The organism is Rathayibacter sp. VKM Ac-2805 (assembly GCF_009834265.1).
In the GTDB taxonomy this organism is placed as follows: Bacteria; Actinomycetota; Actinomycetes; order Actinomycetales; family Microbacteriaceae; genus Rathayibacter.
This window is the reverse complement of record NZ_CP047185.1, coordinates 1,765,312-1,786,782: the sequence shown is the minus strand read 5'-3', so window position 1 is coordinate 1,786,782 and position 21,471 is coordinate 1,765,312. Positions and strand designations below refer to the sequence as shown.

Here is a 21,471-nt window from a genome sequence, read left to right as displayed (position 1 = left end):
TACCCTGGACGCATGCCCTCACTGCGCGACGTCCACGCCGTCATCGACCGTCTCTGGCCCGAGGCGGCCGCCGAGAGCTGGGACGCGCCCGGCCTGGTCACCGGCGACCCCGACGCCGCGGTGGAGCGGATCCTGCTCACGGTCGACGTGGTCTCCGACACCGTCGCGGAGGCCGTCGACGGCGGATACCAGCTCCTGGTCGCGCACCACCCGCTGCTGCTGCGCGGCGTCACCTCGATCGCCGAGGACGGCTACAAGGGCCGCCTGCTCGCGGAGCTCATCCGGGGCGGCTGCGCACTGATCTCGGCCCACACGAACGCCGACATCGTCGCGGACGGGGTCTCGGACGTGATCGCCACCCGCCTCGGCCTGACCGGCGCGACTCCGCTCGTCCCGGGCGCCGACCCGTCGGTCGGGCTCGGCCGAGTGGGCGACCTGCCCGAGGAGGTGACGCTCGGACGCCTGGCCGGAGCCGTGGCCGAGCTCCTGCCGGCCACCGCAGGGGGAGTGCGGGCCGCGGGCGCCTACGAGACGCCCGTGCGCCGCGTGTCGCTCTGCGGGGGAGCGGGGGACTCGCTCCTGGACGCCCCCGCCGTCCGCACGAGCGACGTCTTCATCACCGCCGACCTCCGGCACCACCCGGCGTCCGAGGCGCGCGAGAAGGCCCTGCACGGCACCGGCCCTGCCCTCATCGACGTCTCGCACTGGGCGAGCGAGTGGCTGTGGCTCGACGTCGCCGCGACCGCGCTGCGGGAGGCCCTGCCCACGGTCATCGTCGAGGTGAGCGAGACCCGCACCGACCCGTGGGATTTCGCGATCGTGCACTGACCCGCCGCGGGCACGGGAGAATGGACGCGGCGCGCCCGTACTGCGCGCCGGGAACGAGGACCGCCACGTGAAAGCCAGCCCCGCACACCAGCGCGAACTCCTGACTCTGGCGAGTCTGGACACGAGGGGCGCGCAGCTGCGCCACGCCCTCGCGACGCTCCCGCAGATCGCGCGGATCCAGGCGATGCAGGCCCGCGACAACGAGACCCGCCGCTCCCTCGCCGAGCGCACAGGGCGCCTCGAGGACGTGCGCACCGAGCTCGGGCGCATCGAGTCCGACGTCAGCGTGGTCGAGAAGCGGCTCACCCGCGATCGCGACCGCCTGCAGACCGCATCCGCGGCCAAGGACATCGCCGCGCTCGAGAGCGAGATCACCTCCCTCGTGAAGCGACGGGGAGACCTCGAGGACATCGAGCTGACCCTGATGGAGCGGATCGAGGGCATCGAGTCCGAGGTCGCCGCGGCTCAGGTCGAGCGCGACGAGGTCGTCGCCTCGCTCGGGACCCTCGCCGAGGAGCGCGACGCGCAGGCCGAGAAGCTCCGCGACAAGCAGGAGGCGCTCGCCCGGGACCGGGCGGACCTGGTGACGACCCTTCCGGAGGACCTGGTCGAGCTGTACGAGAAGCAGCGCGCCCGCTACGGAGTCGGCGCGGCCCTCCTCCGCGGGAAGGTGTCGGAGGGGAGCGGCGTGGCCCTCACCGAGTCGGACCTCTCCTGGATCCGCGCCTCCGCTCCCGACGAGGTCGTCCTCTGCCCCGACAGCGGCTGCATCCTGGTGCGCGGCGAGGAGTCCACCCTCGCCTGAGCCGTACACTGGACGGGCGAACGGGCCGGCAAGACGGTCGCGTCACCGCGGCGAGAGCCGTGGTGCCGAGGAACGTCCGGGCTCCGCAGAGCAGGGCGGTGGGCAACACCCACCCGGGGCGACCCGCGAGACAGTGCCACAGAGAACAGACCGCCGTCGGCTCCGGCCGGCGGTAAGGGTGAAACGGTGGTGTAAGAGACCACCAGGGGCCGGAGTGATCCGGTCCGCTCGGTAAACCTCGCCCGGAGCAAGGTCAGACAGAGGACGATGCGGCTGCTCGTCGGGTCCTCGGGTAGACCGCTGGAGGGTCACGGCGACGTGGCTCCGAGAGAGATGGCCGTCCAGCGCCCGCCGAGAGGCGCGGCGTGAACAGAACCCGGCGTATCAGCCGACCCCTTCGCCACGAGATGCCCCGCCCCGGCGGGGCATCTCGCGTCTCCGCCGGTCGCCGAGCTCGCGCTCCCGCCCGCAGGCAGCGCGACGGCCTGCCGTGGCGGTTCCCGGGTCTCGATACATCCTTGCGCCGCCACTCGACAGGACTGGCGCGGTCCATCTCTCGCGCTGCCCCCTGAGGACGAAGCGGTGCAGCACGACGTCCGGCAGGCGCCGATCCCGGAGGACGGTCCTGAGACGCCGCTGCGGATCGCCGCCGAGGACCAGGTGCCCCCGCCCCGTCGTGGCTCACCGCGACCGCTGGACCCCGAAGGTCCGATCACGTCCGTCCGCCATGGCGCCACGCACCAGGCGAACCGGCGAAACGCGTGCCAGCGTTTCGCCGTAGCCGTCCGCACCCCGCTCCCCGGAACGCGTCACCTCCCGAGGCCGACCGCGCCTCGGCGGGCGGGGACCGCCGAGGAAAAAGACTCAGCCCCGCCCTGCGAGCGCGGCCGCGCCGAGGATGCCGGCGTTGTTGCGGAGCGCCGCCGGGATGATCGGGGTGCGCAGGTCGAGCAGCGGGAGGAACTCGTCGTGGTGCTTGGAGATGCCGCCGCCGACGATGAAGAGATCGGGCCAGAGCAGCGCCTCGAGGTGGGAGTAGTAGCGCTGCAGGCGCTTCGCCCAGTGCTTGTAGTCGAGGTCGTCGCGCTCCTTGGCGGCGAACGAGGCCTTCTTCTCGTAGTCGCCGCCGTGGATCTCGAGGTGGCCGAGCTCAGCGTTGGGGATGAGGACCCCGTCGTGGATCTGCGCCGTCCCGATGCCGGTGCCGAGGGTGGTCATGATGACCAGGCCCTCCTTGTCCTTCGCCGCTCCGAAGCGCGACTCGGCGTAGCCCGCCGCATCGGCGTCGTTGACGAAGAAGATGTTCCGGCCGATCGCGTCCTCGAACAGCTTCTCGGCCTCGAGGCCGATCCACTCGTCCGACACGTTCGCCGCCGACATCGTCCGTCCGTGGACGACGACGGCGGGGAAGCAGATGCCGACCGGGGTGTCCGAGGGCAGGTCCGGGATCTTCTCGAGGATCTGCTGGACGGTGGCGACGATGTCCTTCGGCGTGCCGCCCGGGGGAGTGGCGAGCTTCATCCGGTCGCTGAGCAGAGTGCCCGCGGCCAGGTCCACCGAGGCCCCCTTGATGCCCGTTCCCCCGATGTCGATTCCGATGGCGGTCGCCGCAGCAGTCATAGCGGCCATGCTAGCGAAGGGCGGGGGTGCGGACCGACGCGGGCTGCGGCGTAGGATCGCGGCATGGCTGACGGCGACGCGAACTCCTGGTGGTACAACCTCAAGGGCGGCACGGTGGAGCAGGGATTCGTGTCCCCCTCCGTCGACCGGGTGGGACCTTTCTCCTCTCGCGAGGAGGCGGAGCACGCCCTCGAGCGGCTGCACGAGAACAGCCGCAAGTGGGCCGAGGAGGACGCCGCCGAGGACCGCTGACCGCGGTTACTCGTAGCTGTGCTCGGCGCCGGGGTAGGCGCCGGACTCCACGTCGTCCCGGAACGCGGTGACCGCTCCGGTGAGCACGCCGCGCAGATCCGCGTACTGCTTCACGAAGCGGGGGATGCGGCCGGTGGTGAATCCGGCGAAGTCCGTCCACACGAGCAGCTGTCCGTCGACGTGCGGTCCCGCTCCGACTCCGATCGTGGGGATGCGCAGCTCCTCCGTCACCTGACGTGCCGCGTCGGCGGGCACCATCTCGAGGACGACGGCGAACGCACCGGCCTCCTGGACGGCGCGCGCGTCGGCGAGCAGCTGCTCGATGCCCTCGCCGCGCCCCTGCACCATGTGGCCGCCGAGCCCGTGCTCGCTCTGCGGCGTGAAGCCGATGTGCGCCATCACGGGGATGCCCGCCTCGACGATGCGCCGGATCTGCTCGGCGGAGCGGACTCCGCCCTCGAGCTTCACCGCGTGCGCGTGCGTCTCCTTCATGAAGCGGAACGCCGTGTGCAGCGCGTCGTCGGCACCCGACTCGTAGGAGCCGAAGGGCATGTCGGCGACGACGAAGGCGCGCTCGACGGCTCCGGCGACGGCACGTGCCAGCGGGATGAGCTCGTCGACGGTGACGGGCAGAGTGGTGTCGTAGCCGAGCACCGTGTTGCCGGCGGAGTCGCCCACGAGGAGGAAGTCGATCCCGGCGTCGTCGAAGATCTTCGCCGTCAGCTGGTCGTAGCTGGTCAGCCCGGTGATGCGGACACCGGAGTCCTTCGCGTTCTGGAAGTGGCGGGTTCGAACGCGTTTCACGGGCTGCGCTGACATGGGCGCCAGTCTACGGCGCGCCTCGGGCGCCCCGCGGGCCCCGGTCGGAGGCAGTAGCCTGAGGGTCGAAACAGGAGGGGTCTGGATGGACAAGCAACGGGACTTCGTTCTTCGCACCATTGAAGAGCGAGGGATCAAATTCGTTCGCCTCTGGTTCACCGACGTCGTCGGCACGCTGAAGTCGGTCGCGATCGCGCCGGCCGAGGTGGAGGGCGCGTTCGCGGAGGGGCTCGGCTTCGACGGCTCCGCCATCGAGGGCCTCACCCGCTCCTTCGAGGCCGACGTCCTCGCGCATCCGGACCCGTCGACCTTCCAGATCCTCCCGTGGCGCGGAGAGATCGACCCGACGGCGCGGATGTTCTGCGACATCACCACGCCGGACGGCCAGCCCGCCGTCGCCGACCCGCGCAACGTGCTCAAGCGCACGCTGGCGAAGGCGGCCGAGCGCGGGTTCACCTTCTACACGCACCCCGAGATCGAGTTCTACCTCCTCAAGTCGTCGTCCTTCGGCGCCGAGGGTCCGGAGCCGGTCGACTCCGCCGGGTACTTCGACAACGTCCCCGGAGGCACGGCGCACGACTTCCGCCGCCGCTCCGTGCGCATGCTGGAGGATCTGGGCATCTCGGTCGAGTTCAGCCACCACGAGGCGGGCCCCGGCCAGAACGAGATCGACCTCCGCTACGCGGACGCGCTCACGACGGCCGACAACATCATGACCTTCCGCACCGTGATCAAGGAGGTGGCGATCGAGCAGGGCGTCTACGCGACGTTCATGCCGAAGCCGCTCTCCGGGCACCCCGGCTCGGGCATGCACACCCACCTCTCGCTCTTCGAGGGCGACGTGAACGTGTTCTACGAGCAGGGCGCCCAGTACCAGCTGTCGAAGCTCGGCCGCCAGTTCATCGCGGGCCTGCTCAAGCACGCCCCCGAGATCACCGCCGTGACGAACCAGTTCGTCAACTCCTACAAGCGGCTCTGGGGCGGCGACGAGGCGCCCAGCTACGTCTCGTGGGGCCACAACAACCGGTCCGCCCTCGTGCGCGTCCCGCTCTACAAGCCCAACAAGGGGCAGTCGTCGCGCATCGAGTACCGGGCGCTGGACTCCGCGGCGAACCCCTACCTGGCGTACTCGCTGCTCCTGGCGGCCGGGCTCAAGGGCATCGAGGAGGGCTACGAGCTCCCGGCCGAGGCCGAGGACAACGTGTGGGCCCTCTCGGACGCGGAGCGCCGGGCGCTCGGCTACGGCGCTCTGCCCGCCAGCCTCGACCGCGCCATCTCGCTGATGGAGGAGTCCGAGCTCGTGGCCGAGACGCTGGGCGAGCAGGTGTTCAACTTCGTGCTGCTCAACAAGCGGAAGGACTGGGCCGAGTACCGCGCCCAGGTCACGCCGTACGAGCTGCGCAGCAATCTCGAGATGCTCTGACGCCTCGGCCATGCCCCGCGAACGCTCCCTCCGCGATGTCGCACGCCTCGGCTTCGCCGCGCTCGGTGAGACCGGGGCGCGGCTGGCCGAGGCGGAGGAGCTGGCCGGGCGGCAGCTCGAGTCGGTGCTGCCCTCCTTCGCCCGGGTGGCGGATCCGGACGAGGCGCTGCTCGCTCTGATCGACCTGCTGCGGCGGCACCGCGACCGGATGGACGCGGTCCTCGCCGACGACGAGGCCCTGACCCGGCTGCTTCTGGTGGTGGGGGCCTCCTCCGGCCTCGCCGACTTCCTCCAGCGCCGGCCCGACGAGCTGGCCAGCGTGCTCGAGCCGGTGCGCACGCTCCCCGGGCGCGCCGAGATGAAGGCCGAGCTGCTCGAGTCGGTCGGCGCCGTCGACGGCTTCTCGTCGCTCCGGGAGGAGGCGGGCTGGACGGCGCTGCGCGTGCGGTACCGCCGCCTCCTCACCAGGATCGTCGTCCACGACCTGAGCCAGGCCGACCCCGTCGCGGCGATCGACCGGGTGACGAGGGCGCTGGCCGACCTCGCCGGAGCCGCGCTGGAGGCGTCCCTCGCCGTAGCGCGGACCGAGCTGGTCGAGGGCACGGGCCCGGGTCGCTTCGGCCGGGACGAGGTCGCCGCCACCCGCTTCGCCGTCATCGGCATGGGCAAGGCGGGAGCGTCCGAGCTCAACTACGTCAGCGACGTCGACGTGATCTTCGTCGCCGAGGGCGACCCGGAGAAGGAGCTGACGAACGCCCGTGCGATCGACGTCGCCACCCGGCTCGCCGTGCTCCTCATGCGCGGAACCTCTGCGCTGGCGATGGAGCCGGAGCTCTGGGAGGTCGACCCGAACCTGCGCCCGGAGGGCAAGCAGGGCGCGCTCGTGCGCACCCTCGAGTCGCACATCACCTACTACGACCGGTGGGCGAAGAGCTGGGAGTTCCAGGCGCTGCTCAAGGCGCGTCCGCTCGCCGGCGACCAGGAGCTGGGGCGAGCGTACGTCGACGCGGTCGCGCCCAAGGTCTGGTCGAGCGCCTCCCGCGAGAACTTCGTCGAGTCGGTGCAGCGGATGCGGGAGCGGGTCACCGAGAACATCCCGCAGAACGACGTCCACTACCAGATCAAGCTCGGGCCCGGCGGCCTGCGCGACATCGAGTTCACGGTGCAGCTGCTCCAGCTCGTCCACGGGCAGACCGACGACGAGATCCGCATGCCCGGGACCCTCCTCGCCCTGGGCGCCCTCGCCGACCGCGGGTACATCGGCCGCTCCGCCGCGGAGGAGTTCGCGCAGGACTACCGAGCACTCCGGCTGCTCGAGCACCGCCTCCAGCTGCGGCGCCTGCGACGCACGCACCTGATGCCGCGGGACGAGCACGAGCAGCGGACCCTCGCCCGCTCCAGCGGGCTCGCCCGCACGGCGGAGGAGCTGCTGAGCGTCTGGAACGGGATCAAGCACCGCGTCCGGGGCCTGCACGAGCGCCTGTTCTACCGTCCGCTGCTCTCCGCGGTCGCCGCGCTCTCCGACGGCGGTGCCGAGCTGTCCACCGGCCAGGCGGAGGCGCGCCTCGCCGCCATCGGCTTCGCGGACGCCCGCGGGGCGCTCGGCCACATCGCCGCGATGACCTCGGGCGTCTCGCGCCGCGCGAGCATCCAGCGCCACCTCGTGCCGGTGATGCTGCAGTGGTTCGCCGACGGACCGGACCCCGACTACGGCCTGCTCGCGTTCCGGCGCCTCAGCGACGCACTGGGCGGGACGCCCTGGTTCCTCCGGATGCTGCGCGACTCGTCCGGAGCCGCCAAGCGGCTCACCACGGTGCTCTCCGGATCGCGCTTCGTCGGCGAGCTGCTCGACCGCATCCCGGAGTCGGCGGCCTGGCTCGAGGACGACGACGCCCTCCGCCCCCGCAGCGCCGCCCAGCTCGCCGAGGAGGTGCGCGCCGTGCTCGCCCGGCACGAGACGCCCGACGCGGTCGCCTCGGTCCTCCGCTCGATGCGCCGGCGTGAGGTGCTGCGGACCGCCATGGGTGGCGTGCTCGGCCTCAGCTCGATCGAGGAGATCGCGACCAGCCTCACCGACATCATCAGCGCACTGCTGAGCGGCGTGCTCGCCGCCATCCGGCGCGGCAGTGCGACCCGGCCCGGCGCCGACGCGGAGTTCGCGATCATCGGCATGGGCCGGTACGGAGGGGCGGAGCTGGGCTTCGGCTCCGACGCCGACGTGATGTACGTCCAGCGACCCGGCACCGCCGAGCCGCACCAGGCCCAGCTCTACTCGCAGTTCGTCGTCGCCGAGCTGGTCCGGCTCACGGAGGACTCCCGCCTGCCGCTCGACCTCGACGCCGACCTGCGGCCCGAGGGCAAGAACGGGCCCCTCGTGCGCTCCCTCGACTCCTACCGCGCCTACTACGCCCGCTGGTCGCTGACCTGGGAGGCGCAGGCGCTGCTCCGGGCGCGGGGAGTGGCGGGGGACCAGGCGCTCATCGAGGACTTCGAGGAGCTGGCTGACGGGGTCCGCTACCCGGGAGCGGTCTCCGACCGCGACATCCGCGAGGTGAAGCGGATCAAGGCACGGGTCGAGAGCGAGCGTCTGCCGCAGGGCGCCGACCCCCGCCGTCACCTCAAGCTCGGCCGCGGATCGCTGAGCGACGTCGAGTGGCTGGTGCAGCTCCTCCAGCTGCAGCACGCGCGGCGGACCCCGGCGCTGCGGACCACCTCGACCCTCACCGCCCTCGCGGTCGCGGAGGAGGAGGGCATGGTCGGCCCGCAGGACGCGGAGCGGCTGCGTGCCGCGTGGATCCTCGCGTCCCGTGTCCGCTCGGGCACCACGCTCTGGGGCAACCGCACCAGCGACGTCCTCCCGACCGACCGCCGGCAGCTCGAGGGCGTCGCGCGCCTGCTCGAGTACCCGGTCGGGTCCGCGACGGCGCTCGAGGACGACTACCTCGGCGTGACCCGCCGCTGCCGCGCGGTCTTCGAGCGCCTGTTCTACGGGCCGGCCGCAGGAGACGCTCCCTCCTACCGCTGACGCCCGCGCGCCGGGGACGGCGAAGGGCCGCCCCTCCGAGGAGGAACGGCCCTTCGGCAGTGCTGCGGGATCAGACCCCGTAGTACAGCTCGAACTCGAACGGGTGAGGACGCTGCGCGAGGGGCTTGATCTCCTTCTCGCGCTTGTACTCGATCCAGGTGTCGATGAGCTCCTGAGTGAACACGCCGCCCTGGAGGAGGAAGTCGTGGTCGGCCTCGAGGGCGTCGAGAGCCTCGCCCAGGGTCGCGGGGACCTGCGGGATGAGCTTCGCCTCCTCGGGGGGCAGCTCGTAGAGGTCCTTGTCGACCGGCTCGTGCGGCTCGATGCGGTTCTTGATGCCGTCGAGGCCCGCCATCAGCTGCGCGGCGAACGCGAGGTACGGGTTGCCGGAGGCGTCGGGCGCACGGAACTCGATGCGCTTGGCCTTCGGGTTCGTGCCGGTGATCGGGATGCGGATGGACGCGGAGCGGTTGCCGGCCGAGTAGACCAGGTTGACCGGCGCCTCGAAGCCCGGGATCAGGCGGTGGTACGAGTTGACCGTCGGGTTCGTGAACGCGAGGACGGCGGGGGCGTGCTTGAGCAGGCCGCCGATGTACCAGCGCGCGAGGTCCGAGAGACCGCCGTAGCCGTTCTCGTCGTAGAAGAGCGGCGTGCCGTCGTTCCACAGCGACTGGTGGGTGTGCATGCCCGAGCCGTTGTCGCCGAAGAGCGGCTTCGGCATGAACGTGGCGGTCTTGCCCCACTGCTCGGCCGTGTTCTTGACGATGTACTTGAACTTCAGGATGTCGTCCGCCGCGTGGACCATCGTGTCGAAGCGGTAGTTGATCTCGGCCTGGCCGCCGGTGCCCACCTCGTGGTGCGAGCGCTCGAGGATGAGGCCGGCGTCGATCAGCTTGAGGCAGATGTCGTCGCGGAGGTCGGCCTGCTTGTCGACGGGGCTCACCGGGAAGTAGCCGCCCTTGTAGGGCGTCTTGTTGCCGAGGTTGCCGCCCTCCTCGACGCGTCCCGAGTTCCAGGCGCCCTCGACCGAGTCGACGGAGTGGAACGCGGAGTTCTGCGTGATCTCGTAGCGGACGTCGTCGAAGATGTAGAACTCCGCCTCGGGAGCGAAGAACGCGGTGTCGGCGATGCCGGTCGACGCGAGGTACTTCTCGGCCTTCTTCGCGACCTGACGCGGGTCCTTGGAGTAGATCTCGCCGTTGCGCGGGTTGTAGATGTCGAAGACGAGGATCAGCGTGCGCTCGACGCGGAACGGGTCCACGTAGGCGGTGGTCACGTCAGGGATCAGCTGCATGTCCGATTCGTGGATGTTCGCGAATCCGCGGATCGAGGACCCGTCGAAGAGCTGACCGACGGAGAAGAACTCCTCATCGACAGTCGAGGCGGGGATGTTGAAGTGCTGCTGGACACCGGGGAGATCGGTGAACCGGATGTCGAGGAACTTGACGTCCGTGTCCTTGATGAACGAGAGCACCTCGGAAGAATCTTTAAACATGCAAAGGTCTCCAATGGCGTAACGGGGTGCTGCAGAGCGCAGCCGTTCCAGGGTAGTGACGGGGGGTTTCCCCACCGTGTCCCTGTTGTTTCCGACATGTTACGGGGCCCGTCCGGGGTCGGGCTCCACGTCGTCTGCCGGACCACCCGCTCCTCGGTCCGCTCCGAGACGCCGCGGATAGGATCGGAGGATGCCAGCCGCCGACCGCAGGACCTTCGCCGACGCCGCCCCGAGCTCGTACCCGGGGGAGCGTCTCGGCCTCCCCCGAGAGGGCCGCCTCTCGGTCGGACGGTCCGGCCGCCGCATCGCCGCACTGGCCGTCGACTTCGCCGTCGCCGCCCTGCTGTCGCTCGCGTTCTTCGACTACGACCGCTGGGCGAGCCTGCTGCTGTTCGTCCTGCTGCAGGTCGTCTTCATCCCCACCATCGGCGGCAGCATCGGGCACCGCCTGCTCGGGATGCGCGTCATCCGTCTCGGCGGGGGCTGGGTCGGCGTGTGGCGCCCGATCGTGCGCTCGGTGCTGCTGGCCGTGCTGGTGCCGGCGCTCGTCTGGGACTCGGACCAGCGCGGCTTCCACGACAAGGTGGCCGGGACGGTTCTCGTTCGCTACTGACGGGCGCCGCAGACGGAGCAGGCCGGCCGGGAGAGATCCCGACCGGCCTGTCGCGTCGTGCGTCAGCGCGATCGCTGAGGGCGCACCTTGAAGGGGTCGACGCCCTTCGGGATGGGCAGCGACGTGTTGAGCGAGGAGAGCCGGTTCTTCACCGCGAGGACCTCGGCCTTGGTGAGGACCTTCTTCGTCTTCGAGAGGCGGCTCGGCACCTTGTGCAGCGGAGTCGCATCGGCGTCGGAGCCGACGTGCACGAAGGTGACGGGGACGTTCGGCAGGATCCGCGAGACCTTGCGCCGCTCGTCCTCGAGCATGCGCTTGGTCCGGGAGGCGGGGCCCTCCGCGATCAGCACGACGCCTCCGCGGCCGACGGCGCGGTAGACGGCGTCCTGGGTCTTGCCGTTGACGGCGACGGGCATCTCCCCGCCGGTCCAGGTGCCGCGCAGTCCGCTGCGCAGGACGGCGCCGACCGCGCCGGGCTGACCGGCGATCTGGCCGTAGGCGGCACGCTCGGCGCGACGCGAGAGCACGGCGAGTCCGGCGACCAGGCCGGCCATCACGCCCACGATGATCCACAGCGCGATCACGAAGCCGTTGCCGTTGCCGAGCAGGATGCCGAGGAGCACGCCGAGCAGGATCGGGAGCAGGAGCGCGAGGAGGATGATCCAGACGGCGCTGCTGTCGTAGCGGCGGGTCATCTGGAACACCTGCCACATCTGCTTGAGACGTCCGGGTTCCTTGACCGCCTTCGTCGACGGTTCCGTGCTGCGTGCCATGACGTCAAGGATACCGAGCGGGAGCGCGGCGGCGGACCCCGGACGCGGATCGGACTCCTCCACAGAGGGCACGTGCGCCGATCCCTCCACCGATCGGGATCGGCGGGCGTCCTCCGCCTCGGCCTGCGGTCAGGCTCGCCTCATGACGAGCAGCGGGACGGTCCAGGGCCGGAGGATCGGCGGAGCGCGGACGGGGAGGCGGTGGACGCCTGCGCCGGACGCCGCACCGTCGGCCGAGCGGACGATGCGGCCGCGGGAGGCCGAGGCGCTGCAGGCGTCGCCGGTGGCTCGGCTCGCCGAGCACCGCCACCGCGAGAGCATCGTCCGGGTGGAGTCGTCTCCGAGGAGGTGCATCGTGTCGACCGCCCCTCCCGTCGTCGCCACGCTCGAGAGGTTCCTGCGGGTCGAGCGGGGGATCGGACTCGGCGCCGCGGTCACCCTCCTCGCCCCCGTGGTGGGCGCGGTCCGCTCGGCCGCGCTCGAGGGAGCATGGCTGGCTCCGACGACGGACGACATCGGCTTGACGGAGAAGGGTCGGCCCCTGCTGCTGCTGACGACGCCCGCCGTCGACACCCCGCGTGCGGCGCGCGACGCGCTGCAGCGGGTCCTGGAGCGCCTCGGGATGCTCTGCCCGGAGCTGCCGGTCGCCGCCCTCGCGCGGCACCGCGACCTGCTGGCGCTGGAGGGCAACCTCTACGGACTCGCGGATCCGCAGGGGATAGGCGAGGCGGTGCGGGCGCTGCCGACGTCCGGCGCGGATGCACGGGGTCGGGAGGCGGTGCCTGCTCCGACTGCCCGGCACCGGCGGGTCCATCCGCTCGACGGCTGGCAGGACCGCCTCCGGGCGTTCGTCGTCCGGCGTCGGGGACCTCTCTCGGTCGGGACGGCGATCGTGCTGGGAGCGGTGCTCGCCGGATCGCTCGCGGGCGGGCCCGGTCGGCAGGTGCAGGATGCGGAGGCGTCGACCGCAGCCGCGCCCGTTCCGGCTCGGTCGACTCCGCCGGCGGTGGCGACCGCGGCACCGCCCGCTCCGGTCGCGGCGGCCGCGCTCGACGCCGAGCAGGCGGCGGAGGTGCTGATCGACGCGGTGCGCGCGTGCGGGGACAGGGAGTGCGCCCGCGGGCTGGTCACGGCGGACTCGCCGCTCGGCGACGAAGCGGACGGCCCCGCCTCCGCTGTCCCGGCGACGGGGGAGGCGTCGGCCGTCCTCGTCGACGTGAACGGGGCATCGGCGGTCGTGCACCTCAGGACGACCCCGGGGACGACAGCGGCCTCCGTCCTGATCATCAGGACGGAGGCCGGCTGGCTCATCCGCGACGTCTACACCGGAGCGGCCTCGTGAGAGGCGCGCTCAGGGGGAGCGCCTCAGATGCCGAGGTCGTTCTCGAACGAGCCCTCCTCGAGGCGCTCCTTGATCGCGACCAGGAAGCGCGCCGCGTCGGCTCCGTCGACCGTGCGGTGGTCGTACGAGAGCGCGAGGAAGACGGTCGAGCGGATCGCGATGGCGTCAGCACCGTCCACCTGCACGACGGCCGGCTTCTTGGTGACGATGCCGGTGCCGAGGATCGCGGTCTGCGGCAGGAACACGACGGGAGTGTCGAACAGGGCCCCGCGCGAACCGGTGTTGGTCAGCGTGAAGGTGCCGCCGGCGAGCTCATCGGGCTTCAGCTTGTTGTTGCGGGTGCGCTCGGCCAGGTCTCCGATGGTGGAGGCGATCTGCGCGAGGTTCAGCTCGGACGCGTTCTTGAGGACCGGGGTCAGCAGGCCGCGCTCGGTGTCGACGGCGATGCTGATGTTCTCGTGGTCCGGGTAGACGATCGACTCGCCGTCGAGGGTCGAGTTGATCACCGGGTAGGCCTTGAGCGCCTCGGCCGCCGCGAGGGCGAAGAACGGGAGGAAGGACAGCTTGGCGCCGGTCTTCTCCTGGAAGCTCTTCTTGACCGAGTCGCGGAAGCGGGCGACCGCCGTGACATCGACTTCGATGACCGAGGTGAGCTGGGCGCTCGTCTGCATCGACTCGACGGCGCGCTGCGCGAGGACCTTGCGCAGGCGCGACATCGGCTGCGTGGTGCCGCGGAGGGGCGACGTCTCGAGCGGGGTGCGCGCGGCCTTGGCGGCTGCGGCGGCGGGCGCCGAGACCGGGGCGGCCGGAGCCGACTTGGCGGCCTCGACCGCGTCGAGGACGTCCTGCTTGCGGATGCGGCCGCCGACTCCGGTTCCCGTGAGGGTGGAGAGGTCGATGCCGTTCTCGCCGGCGAGCTTGCGCACGAGCGGGGTGACGTAGCCGGGGTTGGAGTCGGTGGGCTCCGGGGAGGCGGCGGGCGCGGCGGCAGCGGGGGCCGGGGCGGCGGCGGCCGGGGCGGGAGCCGACGGAGCGGGAGCCGCGGCCTCGGGGGCGGCGGGCTTCTCGGCGGCCGGGGCGGGCTCGGGCTCGGCCGGGGCGGGAGCCTCGGCGTCGCTCTCGGCGTCCACCGACGGGGTCGCCTCGTCAGTGGCCTCGGTCTCGGCGGCCTGGACCTCGGGGGCCTCCTCGGCGGGAGCCTCGGGCTCGGACGCCGACGCGGCTCCGGAGCCGTCTCCGATGCGCACCAGCTCGGCGCCGACCTCGACGGTCTCGTCCTCCTGGACGAGGATCTCCTCGATCACTCCCGCGACGGGCGACGGGATCTCGGTGTCGACCTTGTCGGTCGAGACCTCGAGCAGGGGCTCGTCCACCTCGACGCGGTCCCCGACGTTCTTCAGCCAGCGGGTGACCGTTCCTTCCGTGACACTCTCTCCGAGTGCCGGGAGGCTGACGGATTCGCTCATGAGCCTGTCTCCTTAAGACGCTTGTGTTTCGATGTCCAGCTTACTGATGCGGAAGCGGCGGGTCGCCGCACCGCAGTGGTTCTACAGGGCGTGCAGCGGCTTCCCGGCCAGAGCGAGGTGCGCCTCGCCGAGCGCCTCGTTCTGAGTGGGGTGCGCGTGCACGAGGGGCGCGACGTCCTCGGGGTGCGCCTCCCAGTTCACGATGAGCTGAGCCTCGCCGATCAGCTCGCCGACGCGGGCTCCGACCATGTGCACGCCGACGACGGGGCCGTCGACCAGGCGCACGACCTTCACGGAGCCGGTGGTCCCGATGATCGTGCTCCGGGCGTTGCCGCCGAGGCCGTAGTCGTACACGGCGACGCGCTCGGCGCCGTACTCGGCGATCGCGCGGGCCTCGCCGAGGCCGACGGAGGCCACTTCGGGGTCGCTGTAGGTCACCTTCGGGACGTTGACGTCCCTGACGACCTGCGGCCCCAGACCGGCGATCTCCTCCGCGACGAAGATCCCCTGCTGGAAGCTCCGGTGCGCGAGCTGGAGCCCCGGCACGATGTCGCCCACGGCGTACACGCCGGGGACGGAGGTCTGCAGGCGCTCGTCGGTCAGCACGTAGCCGCGGTCGAGGCGGACCCCGGCCTCCTCGAGGCCGATGCCCGCGGTCACCGGGCCGCGGCCGACGGCGACCAGCAGGATCTCGCCCTCCACCGTTGCGCCGCTCTCGAGCGACACGGAGACGCCGTCCCCGCTCTGCGAGACCGACGCGACGCGGGATCCCAGCTGGAAGGCGATGCCCCGCTTGCGGAAGGCGCGCTCCAGCTGCTTGCTGACGCTCTCGTCCTCGTTGGGGACGAGGTGGGGGAGGGCCTCGACGATCGTGACCTCGGCGCCGAACGAGCGCCAGACGCTCGCGAACTCGACGCCGATCACTCCGCCGCCGAGGACGACGACGCTCGCGGGCACGTGGTCGAGCTCGAGAGCCTGGTCGCTCGTCAGGATGCGGCCGCCGATCTCGATCCCGGGGAGGGTGCGGGAGGCGGACCCGGTGGCGACGACGACCGACCCGCCGTGGAGCACGTGCTCGCCGACCGTCACGGTGCCCGGCGCGGTGAGGCGGCCGTCGCCGGTCACGACCGTGATGCCGCGCGAGGACACGAGGCTCTGGAGCCCCTTGTACTTGCCGGCGACGACGCCTTCGCGGTAGCGCGTGACGCCCGCCATGTCGATCCCGGTGAAGCTCGAGAGCACGCCGTACTTCTCTCCCTCGCGGGCGCCGTCCGCCAGCTCGGCGGCGTGCAGCAGGGCCTTGGTGGGCACGCACCCGCGGTGCAGGCAGGTGCCGCCGAGCTTGTCGCGCTCCACGAGCGCGACGCTCATCCCGAGCTGCGTCGCCCGGAGGGCCGCCGCGTACCCGCCGCTGCCACCTCCGAGCACGACCAGGTCGTAGCGCTCTTCCGACACCCAGTGACTCCCTCGCGACGTGCGGTCCCGCTTCCCGGCCGACCGGCTCCGGCGCTGAGCGCCGAGCGGATCGGGAGGGGGGACGAGGCGGGATCTCCCGCCCCGTCGACCCTACTACGCGCTCGCGAAGCCCTCGGCCAGAGCGATCAGCGCGCGCACCGAGACCCCCGTGGCGCCGGCTCCGGTGAAGCCGTAGCCGCCGCCTCCGTTGCTCGAGGGTCCGGCGATGTCGAGGTGCGCCCACGGGATCGTGGTCGCGTCCTCGCCCTCGCCGCGCTTCCCGACGAACTCGCGGAGGAAGTGGCCGGCGAGGAGCATGCCGCCGGCGGTGTTGCCCGGCTTGACGTTCGCGATGTCGGCGATGTCCGAGTTCAGCAGCGGTCGCAGCTCCGCGGGGAGGGGCATCTGCCAGAAGGGCTCTCCCGCCGCGCGGGCGGCGTCGAGGACGCGGGAGACCAGCTCGTCGTCGCCCAGGGCGCCGACGGTCCGGTTGCCGAGGGCGACCACGGAGGCGCCGGTCAGCGTCGCGACGTCGATGATCGCGTCGGGCTGCTCCTCGCTGGCGGCGACGAGGCCGTCGGCGAGAACCAGCCGGCCCTCGGCGTCGGTGTTCAGCACCTCCACCGTGGTCCCGCCGCGCACGGTGAGCACGTCGTCCGGGCGGATCGCGGTCCCGGAGGGGAGGTTCTCGGCGATGCAGAGCCAGGCGGTCGCGCGGAGCGGGAGGCCGAGCTCCGCGATGGCGCGCACGACGGCGTACACGGTCGCCGCGCCCGCCATGTCGGTCTTCATCCCGATCATCGAGGCCGGCGGCTTGAGCGAGAGTCCGCCGCTGTCGAAGGTGATGCCCTTGCCGACCAGGGCGAGGTGGGTGCTCGCGCCCTCGGGCGCGTAGGCGACCTTCACGAGGCGGGGCGGGCGGGAGGAGCCGCTGCCGACTCCGAGGATGCCGCCGAACCCCTCCTCCGCGAGGGCCTCCTCGTCCCAGACGGTGACCTCGAGGGGCAGTCCCTCTGCGCCGGTCTGCACGGCCTCGGCCAGCGTCTGCGGGTAGAGGTGCGACGGGGGAGTGTTGACCAGGTCCTTCACCGTGCCGACCGCGCGGCCGAGCACGAGCGCCCGGTCCAGGACGGCGGGGTCGGCCGACTCGCCGCCGCCCAGCAGGACGACGTGCTCGACGGGCGCCTTCGCCGCGGCGGCGGTGCTGCCGCGGAAGGCGGTGAAGGAGTAGGAGCCGAGCGCGGCGCCCTCGGCGACCGCGGCGAGCGTGCCGTCGGAGCCGGCGGGGAGGGAGAGGGCCACGGAGGCGGACCCCGCGAGCAGGCGGACGGCGGCGCCCGCGGCGTTCCGCAGCGCGGTGTCGTCGGGCTCCGCCGAGCCGAGGCCGACGAGGACGATCACTCCGGCACGGACCGAGGACGGCACGCGCACGAGCGTCTCGGCGGCGCCGGTCGCGCCGAGCGCGGTCAGCGCGGGGGCCAGCTCCTCGAAGCCCTCCGCGCCGACGAGCCGGGGACCATCGGGTCCCGGGGCGACGCCGAGGACGAGGGCGTCGGTGTCGATGTCGGAGGCGGGAACGGTCGAGTACTCGAGAGAGGAGAGGGGCATGGCGGCAATGCTAGGCGCTGTTCGCTGAGGGCTCAGCGGACCCGGACGGGGCGCCGGGACCCCCGTTTAGACTGGACGCATGCTGGATCCGGAAGACCTGTTCGAGATCGAGGGCGACCTCTCCGAGATCCCGCGCGGGCTGCACCTCGTCGCGGGCCTGACGGGCTCGGCCGACGCCGGGGGAGCGGTGGGGCAGCTGGGGGAGTACCTCTTCGAGACCCTCGAGCACCGCGAGGTCGCGGTCTTCGACCAGGATCAGCTGCTCGACTACCGGGCCCGCCGCCCCATCATCACCTTCGACCAGGACCACCTGACGGACTACCGTCCTGCGATGCTCCGGCTCTCGCTCGCGCACGACGAGCTGCACCAGCCGTTCCTCCTGCTCACCGGCTTCGAGCCCGACTTCCAGTGGGAGCGGTTCACCCGCGCGGTGGTCTCCCTCCTCGAGCGGCTCGACGTCGCCTCGACCACGTGGGTCCAGGCGATCCCGATGCCCGTGCCGCACACCCGGCCCGTCGGCGTCACCGTGAGCGGCAACCGCGAGGACCTGATCGAGGCGATGTCGGTCTGGAAGCCGCACACGCAGGTGCCCTCGAACGTCCTCCACCTGCTCGAGCTGCGCCTCTACGAGCGCGGTCTGACCGTGGTCGGCTTCGCGCTGCTCATCCCCCACTACCTGTCGGACACCGAGTACCCGCAGGCGGCGGTCGCGGCGCTCGAGAGCATCTCGGCGTCGACCGGCCTCATCTTCCCGACGGACCGCCTGCGCGAGAGCGGGCGGGAGTTCCTGGGCAAGGTCGACGAGCAGGTCAGCGGCAACGACGAGCTGCAGAAGCTGGTCTCGGCCCTCGAGGCGCGGCACGACACCTACATGGAGGGGACGAGCCTCCGCTCGCCGCTCACCGACGAGGACGGCTTCGTGCCCAGCGCCGACGCGATCGCCGCCGAGCTCGAGAAGTTCCTCGCGATCCGCCGCCCGGGCGAGGAGCCCACCGCCTCCTGAGCGGCCGTAGGATCGGACGAGTGCGTGATCGTCGAGCCTGGTTCGTCTTCGGTGCCGGAGCGTTCGCCTACCTCGTGGCGGTCCTGGACCGCACGACGCTGGGCGTCGCAGGAGTGGACGCCGCGGAGCGGTTCGGGGTGGCGGCCGCCGTCCTCTCGTCGCTCGCCGTCGTCCAGCTGATCGTCTACGCCGGGATGCAGATCCCGGTCGGGATCCTCATCGATCGGTTCGGCCCGCGGACCCTGATCCTCTCGGGCACGGCCCTGATGATGGCGGGCCAGGTCGTGGTCGCGATCGCGCCGGGCATCGGCGTCGCGATCGTCGGGCGGATCCTGCTGGGAGCGGGGGACGCCGCGATCTTCACCTCCGTGATCCGCCTCACGGTGACCTGGTTCAGCGGACCGATCGTGCCGCAGCTCTCGCAGTGGATCGGCAACATCGGCCAGGTGGGCCAGATCCTCTCCGCACTCCCGTTCGCGGCGATCCTCCACACGTTCGGCTGGGAGCCCGCGTTCCTCAGCGCCGCCGGCCTCGGGGCCGTGTCCTTCCTCGGCGTGCTCCTCCTGGTCGCCGACGTCCCGCCGCGCACCGAGCCGATCACGGTCGTGCCTCCGACGCTCCGGGCGACGATCGCGCAGCTCGGAGTGAGCCTGCGCCGGCCGGGGACGCAGCTCGGCTTCTGGTCGCACTTCGTCACGCAGTCCTCCGGCACGGTGTTCACGCTGCTCTGGGGCTACCCCTTCCTCGTCTACGCGATCGGCCTGCCGCCGACCGTCGCCGCGCCGACCCTCACGATCGTCGTGATCGCGGGGATCGTCGTCGGGCCGGTGCTCGGCGTCCTGACCGCCCGCCACCCCATGCGCCGCAGCAACCTCGTGCTCGGGATCGTCTCGGCGATGGCGGTCGCCTGGACCGTCGTGCTGCTCTGGCCCGGCGTCCCGCCGTACTGGCTCGTGGTGCTGCTCCTGATCGTCGTCGGAGCGGGCGGCCCCGGCTCCATGATCGGGTTCGACTTCGCCCGCACGTTCAACCCCTCGCGGAGCCTCGGCGCGGCCAACGGAGTCGTGAACGTGGGCGGGTTCCTGGCCAGCTTCACGATGATGTTCGCGATCGGCCTGATCCTCGACGCACTGGCCGGTCCCGGCGCCTCCTCGGAGCAGACCTACTCGCTCGAGCACTTCCGCCTGGCGTGGTGCGTGCAGTACGTGGTGGTCGGCGCCGGAGTCGTCGGACTCGTCGTCGCGCGCCGCCGGACCCGCCGCCGCCTGGCCGAGGACGAGGGAATAACCGTGGCCCCTCTCTGGGTTGCACTGAGTGACCGGATGCGCCGCGGCCGCGCGGGGCGCTGACGGTCGTCCCCGTCGATCCGCCCTTCTGCAGACGCGATGTCCCAGCGGAACGGCCCGGATCCCGCCGGATCGAGCCCCACTCGCACCGCACCGCACGGCTGCACTACTCAGACGTGCAATAATTGTCAATAGGACCCGTTCGGGTCGAGGAGCGCCAGGCCCACGTCGGGCGTGCGACGTCCTCGACTTGACATGGGTCCTCGTAATGCCCACCGACGGACGACGCCTTCCCGCGCCGCCCGCCCCCGGGACGCAACGGATGGAGAGGTGCCGCCATGGCCACCAGAGCTACCAAGACCGCAACGCTCGACGCCGTCGACGACGACGTGACGACGATTACCAAGAAGCCCGCGACGCGCAAGCCCGCGGCGAAGACCACGGCGGCCAAGACCACCGCGGCCAAGACGACCCGCTCGCGCGCCACGACCAAGGCCGCCGCTCCCGCCGACACCGAGGAGGAGCCGACCGACGCCGTCGAGCCCGACGAGGCAGCGGAGGAGGAGGAGACCGAGGTCGTCGCCGAGGACACCGAGACCGACGCGAAGGACGACGCTGAGACGCCGGAGGCCCCGGCCGCCGCTGCCGTCGCCGCTCCGGCCGAGCCGCTCCCGAGCGGTGCGCTCGTCCTGTCGTTCGGCGGAGAGGACGACGAGGTCCCGGTCTACTCGACCGCGATCACCGGTGCCACCGCCGACCCGGTCAAGGACTACCTGAAGCAGATCGGCAAGGTCGCGCTCCTGAACGCGGCCGAGGAGGTCGAGCTCGCGATGCGCATCGAGGCCGGCCTGTTCGCCGAGGACAAGCTCGCCAACTCGACCGACCTCAGCCCGGAGCTCGTCCGCGAGCTGCGCTGGGTCGCGAAGGACGGCCAGCGCGCGAAGAGCCACCTGCTCGGAGCGAACCTCCGGCTCGTCGTCAGCCTCGCGAAGCGCTACACCGGTCGCGGGATGCAGTTCCTCGACCTCATCCAGGAGGGCAACCTGGGCCTCATCCGTGCGGTCGAGAAGTTCGACTACACCAAGGGCTTCAAGTTCTCGACCTACGCCACGTGGTGGATCCGCCAGGCGATCACCCGCGCGATGGCCGACCAGGCCCGCACCATCCGCATCCCGGTGCACATGGTCGAGGTCATCAACAAGCTGGCCCGCGTGCAGCGCCAGATGCTCCAGGACCTGGGCCGCGAGCCCACGCCCGAGGAGCTCTCGCGCGAGCTCGACATGACCCCTGAGAAGGTCATCGAGGTGCAGAAGTACGGGCGCGAGCCGATCTCGCTGCACACGCCCCTGGGCGAGGACGGCGACAGCGAGTTCGGCGACCTCATCGAGGACACCGAGGCGGTCGTCCCGGCCGACGCCGTGGGCTTCACCATGCTGCAGAAGCAGCTGGAGTCGCTGCTCGACTCGCTCTCGGAGCGCGAGGCCGGCGTGATCCGCATGCGCTTCGGCCTCGGCGACGGCATGCCGAAGACGCTCGACCAGATCGGCGACACCTTCGGCGTGACGCGCGAGCGCATCCGCCAGATCGAGTCCAAGACGATGGCCAAGCTCCGCCACCCGTCCCGCTCGCAGTCGCTCCGCGACTACCTCGAGTAGGCC

At 71.7% G+C, this 21,471-nt stretch carries 18 protein-coding genes and 1 other RNA gene; 11 read left to right on the top strand and 8 right to left on the bottom strand.

Features of this window, described 5'->3' with window-relative positions:
* Window positions 1-12 precede the first annotated feature (12 nt).
* The 3 genes from GSU40_RS08275 to rnpB all read left to right on the top strand — a co-directional run bounded on the left by GSU40_RS08275 (window position 13) and on the right by rnpB (window position 2,033).
* Window positions 13-828, top strand: coding sequence for a Nif3-like dinuclear metal center hexameric protein (locus GSU40_RS08275; RefSeq protein ID WP_160034414.1), 816 nt, complete (start codon window positions 13-15; stop codon window positions 826-828).
* A gap of 67 nt (window positions 829-895) precedes the next feature.
* Window positions 896-1,633: a hypothetical protein gene (locus GSU40_RS08270; RefSeq protein ID WP_160034412.1), complete on the top strand. Its 738-nt coding sequence runs from the start codon at window positions 896-898 to the stop codon at window positions 1,631-1,633.
* 21 nt (window positions 1,634-1,654) lie between these two features.
* Window positions 1,655-2,033: RNase P RNA component class A (rnpB, locus tag GSU40_RS08265), an RNA gene on the top strand.
* Between the two features lie 464 nt (window positions 2,034-2,497).
* On the opposite strand, the gene ppgK is transcribed toward rnpB, so the two are convergent.
* Window positions 2,498-3,253 carry a polyphosphate--glucose phosphotransferase gene (gene ppgK / locus GSU40_RS08260; protein ID WP_160034410.1) on the bottom strand — a complete coding sequence of 252 codons (756 nt, stop codon included), beginning with the start codon at window positions 3,251-3,253 and terminating at the stop codon, window positions 2,498-2,500.
* Between the two features lie 63 nt (window positions 3,254-3,316).
* Here ppgK and GSU40_RS08255 point away from each other — a divergent pair, with 63 nt between their 5' ends.
* Entirely contained in the window at window positions 3,317-3,505 is a 189-nt protein-coding gene (locus GSU40_RS08255; RefSeq protein ID WP_160034408.1) for an SPOR domain-containing protein, read from the top strand.
* A 6-nt stretch (window positions 3,506-3,511) separates the two neighbouring features.
* Here the strand turns inward: GSU40_RS08255 and panB are convergent, their stop codons facing one another.
* The gene (gene panB / locus GSU40_RS08250) at window positions 3,512-4,324 is read right to left on the bottom strand and encodes a 3-methyl-2-oxobutanoate hydroxymethyltransferase (RefSeq protein ID WP_104254909.1); all 813 of its coding nucleotides are present in this window, start codon (window positions 4,322-4,324) and stop codon (window positions 3,512-3,514) included.
* Window positions 4,325-4,409: 85 nt separating this feature from the next.
* Here panB and GSU40_RS08245 point away from each other — a divergent pair, with 85 nt between their 5' ends.
* Entirely contained in the window at window positions 4,410-5,747 is a 1,338-nt protein-coding gene (locus tag GSU40_RS08245; protein ID WP_068253236.1) for a glutamine synthetase family protein, read from the top strand.
* A gap of 10 nt (window positions 5,748-5,757) precedes the next feature.
* The gene (locus GSU40_RS08240; protein WP_160034406.1) at window positions 5,758-8,772 is read left to right on the top strand and encodes a bifunctional [glutamine synthetase] adenylyltransferase/[glutamine synthetase]-adenylyl-L-tyrosine phosphorylase; all 3,015 of its coding nucleotides are present in this window, start codon (window positions 5,758-5,760) and stop codon (window positions 8,770-8,772) included.
* A gap of 70 nt (window positions 8,773-8,842) precedes the next feature.
* Here the strand turns inward: GSU40_RS08240 and glnA are convergent, their stop codons facing one another.
* The gene (gene glnA / locus GSU40_RS08235) at window positions 8,843-10,267 is read right to left on the bottom strand and encodes a type I glutamate--ammonia ligase (protein ID WP_104223668.1); all 1,425 of its coding nucleotides are present in this window, start codon (window positions 10,265-10,267) and stop codon (window positions 8,843-8,845) included.
* Window positions 10,268-10,457: 190 nt separating this feature from the next.
* Here glnA and GSU40_RS08230 point away from each other — a divergent pair, with 190 nt between their 5' ends.
* The gene (locus GSU40_RS08230; RefSeq protein WP_104223667.1) at window positions 10,458-10,880 is read left to right on the top strand and encodes an RDD family protein; all 423 of its coding nucleotides are present in this window, start codon (window positions 10,458-10,460) and stop codon (window positions 10,878-10,880) included.
* 62 nt (window positions 10,881-10,942) lie between these two features.
* Here the strand turns inward: GSU40_RS08230 and GSU40_RS08225 are convergent, their stop codons facing one another.
* Window positions 10,943-11,653 (bottom strand): DUF4191 domain-containing protein, encoded by a 711-nt coding sequence (locus GSU40_RS08225; RefSeq protein WP_104223728.1) that lies wholly within the window; start codon window positions 11,651-11,653, stop codon window positions 10,943-10,945.
* 129 nt (window positions 11,654-11,782) lie between these two features.
* Window positions 11,783-12,007: a hypothetical protein gene (locus GSU40_RS08220; RefSeq protein WP_146083008.1), complete on the bottom strand. Its 225-nt coding sequence runs from the start codon at window positions 12,005-12,007 to the stop codon at window positions 11,783-11,785.
* 1 nt (window position 12,008) lies between these two features.
* Between GSU40_RS08220 and GSU40_RS08215 the strand changes: the two genes are divergently transcribed.
* On the top strand, window positions 12,009-12,995 hold the full coding sequence (locus GSU40_RS08215) for a hypothetical protein (protein WP_160034404.1): 987 nt from the start codon (window positions 12,009-12,011) through the stop codon (window positions 12,993-12,995).
* A 23-nt stretch (window positions 12,996-13,018) separates the two neighbouring features.
* Here the strand turns inward: GSU40_RS08215 and sucB are convergent, their stop codons facing one another.
* From sucB to GSU40_RS08200, 3 genes are all read right to left on the bottom strand, one after another.
* Window positions 13,019-14,461, bottom strand: coding sequence for a 2-oxoglutarate dehydrogenase, E2 component, dihydrolipoamide succinyltransferase (gene sucB, locus GSU40_RS08210; protein ID WP_104325722.1), 1,443 nt, complete (start codon window positions 14,459-14,461; stop codon window positions 13,019-13,021).
* 81 nt (window positions 14,462-14,542) lie between these two features.
* Window positions 14,543-15,916: a dihydrolipoyl dehydrogenase gene (gene lpdA / locus GSU40_RS08205; protein ID WP_160034402.1), complete on the bottom strand. Its 1,374-nt coding sequence runs from the start codon at window positions 15,914-15,916 to the stop codon at window positions 14,543-14,545.
* Window positions 15,917-16,030: 114 nt separating this feature from the next.
* Window positions 16,031-17,524 (bottom strand): leucyl aminopeptidase, encoded by a 1,494-nt coding sequence (locus GSU40_RS08200; RefSeq protein ID WP_104283619.1) that lies wholly within the window; start codon window positions 17,522-17,524, stop codon window positions 16,031-16,033.
* 79 nt (window positions 17,525-17,603) lie between these two features.
* Between GSU40_RS08200 and GSU40_RS08195 the strand changes: the two genes are divergently transcribed.
* The 3 genes from GSU40_RS08195 to GSU40_RS08185 all read left to right on the top strand — a co-directional run bounded on the left by GSU40_RS08195 (window position 17,604) and on the right by GSU40_RS08185 (window position 21,468).
* Complete coding sequence (locus tag GSU40_RS08195; protein WP_160034400.1) at window positions 17,604-18,527, top strand: PAC2 family protein; 924 nt, start codon at window positions 17,604-17,606, stop codon at window positions 18,525-18,527.
* Between the two features lie 20 nt (window positions 18,528-18,547).
* Window positions 18,548-19,876, top strand: coding sequence for an MFS transporter (locus GSU40_RS08190; protein WP_104222120.1), 1,329 nt, complete (start codon window positions 18,548-18,550; stop codon window positions 19,874-19,876).
* A gap of 275 nt (window positions 19,877-20,151) precedes the next feature.
* Entirely contained in the window at window positions 20,152-21,468 is a 1,317-nt protein-coding gene (locus GSU40_RS08185) for an RNA polymerase sigma factor (RefSeq protein ID WP_160034398.1), read from the top strand.
* Window positions 21,469-21,471 lie beyond the last annotated feature (3 nt).

Excerpts from the sequence above, each read along its gene's own strand:
- GSU40_RS08185 (WP_160034398.1), top strand. The coding sequence starts at position 20,152 with ATGGCCACCAGAGCTACCAAGACCGCAACGCTCGACGCCGTCGACGAC.
- GSU40_RS08255 (WP_160034408.1), top strand. The coding sequence starts at position 3,317 with ATGGCTGACGGCGACGCGAACTCCTGGTGGTACAACCTCAAGGGCGGC.
- GSU40_RS08240 (WP_160034406.1), top strand. The coding sequence starts at position 5,758 with ATGCCCCGCGAACGCTCCCTCCGCGATGTCGCACGCCTCGGCTTCGCC.
- GSU40_RS08200 (WP_104283619.1), bottom strand. The coding sequence starts at position 17,524 with ATGCCCCTCTCCTCTCTCGAGTACTCGACCGTTCCCGCCTCCGACATC.
- ppgK (WP_160034410.1), bottom strand. The coding sequence starts at position 3,253 with ATGACTGCTGCGGCGACCGCCATCGGAATCGACATCGGGGGAACGGGC.
- sucB (WP_104325722.1), bottom strand. The coding sequence starts at position 14,461 with ATGAGCGAATCCGTCAGCCTCCCGGCACTCGGAGAGAGTGTCACGGAA.
- GSU40_RS08230 (WP_104223667.1), top strand. The coding sequence starts at position 10,458 with ATGCCAGCCGCCGACCGCAGGACCTTCGCCGACGCCGCCCCGAGCTCG.
- GSU40_RS08220 (WP_146083008.1), bottom strand. The coding sequence starts at position 12,007 with ATGCACCTCCTCGGAGACGACTCCACCCGGACGATGCTCTCGCGGTGG.
- GSU40_RS08245 (WP_068253236.1), top strand. The coding sequence starts at position 4,410 with ATGGACAAGCAACGGGACTTCGTTCTTCGCACCATTGAAGAGCGAGGG.
- GSU40_RS08225 (WP_104223728.1), bottom strand. The coding sequence starts at position 11,653 with ATGGCACGCAGCACGGAACCGTCGACGAAGGCGGTCAAGGAACCCGGA.
- GSU40_RS08275 (WP_160034414.1), top strand. The coding sequence starts at position 13 with ATGCCCTCACTGCGCGACGTCCACGCCGTCATCGACCGTCTCTGGCCC.
- panB (WP_104254909.1), bottom strand. The coding sequence starts at position 4,324 with ATGTCAGCGCAGCCCGTGAAACGCGTTCGAACCCGCCACTTCCAGAAC.
- GSU40_RS08195 (WP_160034400.1), top strand. The coding sequence starts at position 17,604 with ATGCTGGATCCGGAAGACCTGTTCGAGATCGAGGGCGACCTCTCCGAG.
- glnA (WP_104223668.1), bottom strand. The coding sequence starts at position 10,267 with ATGTTTAAAGATTCTTCCGAGGTGCTCTCGTTCATCAAGGACACGGAC.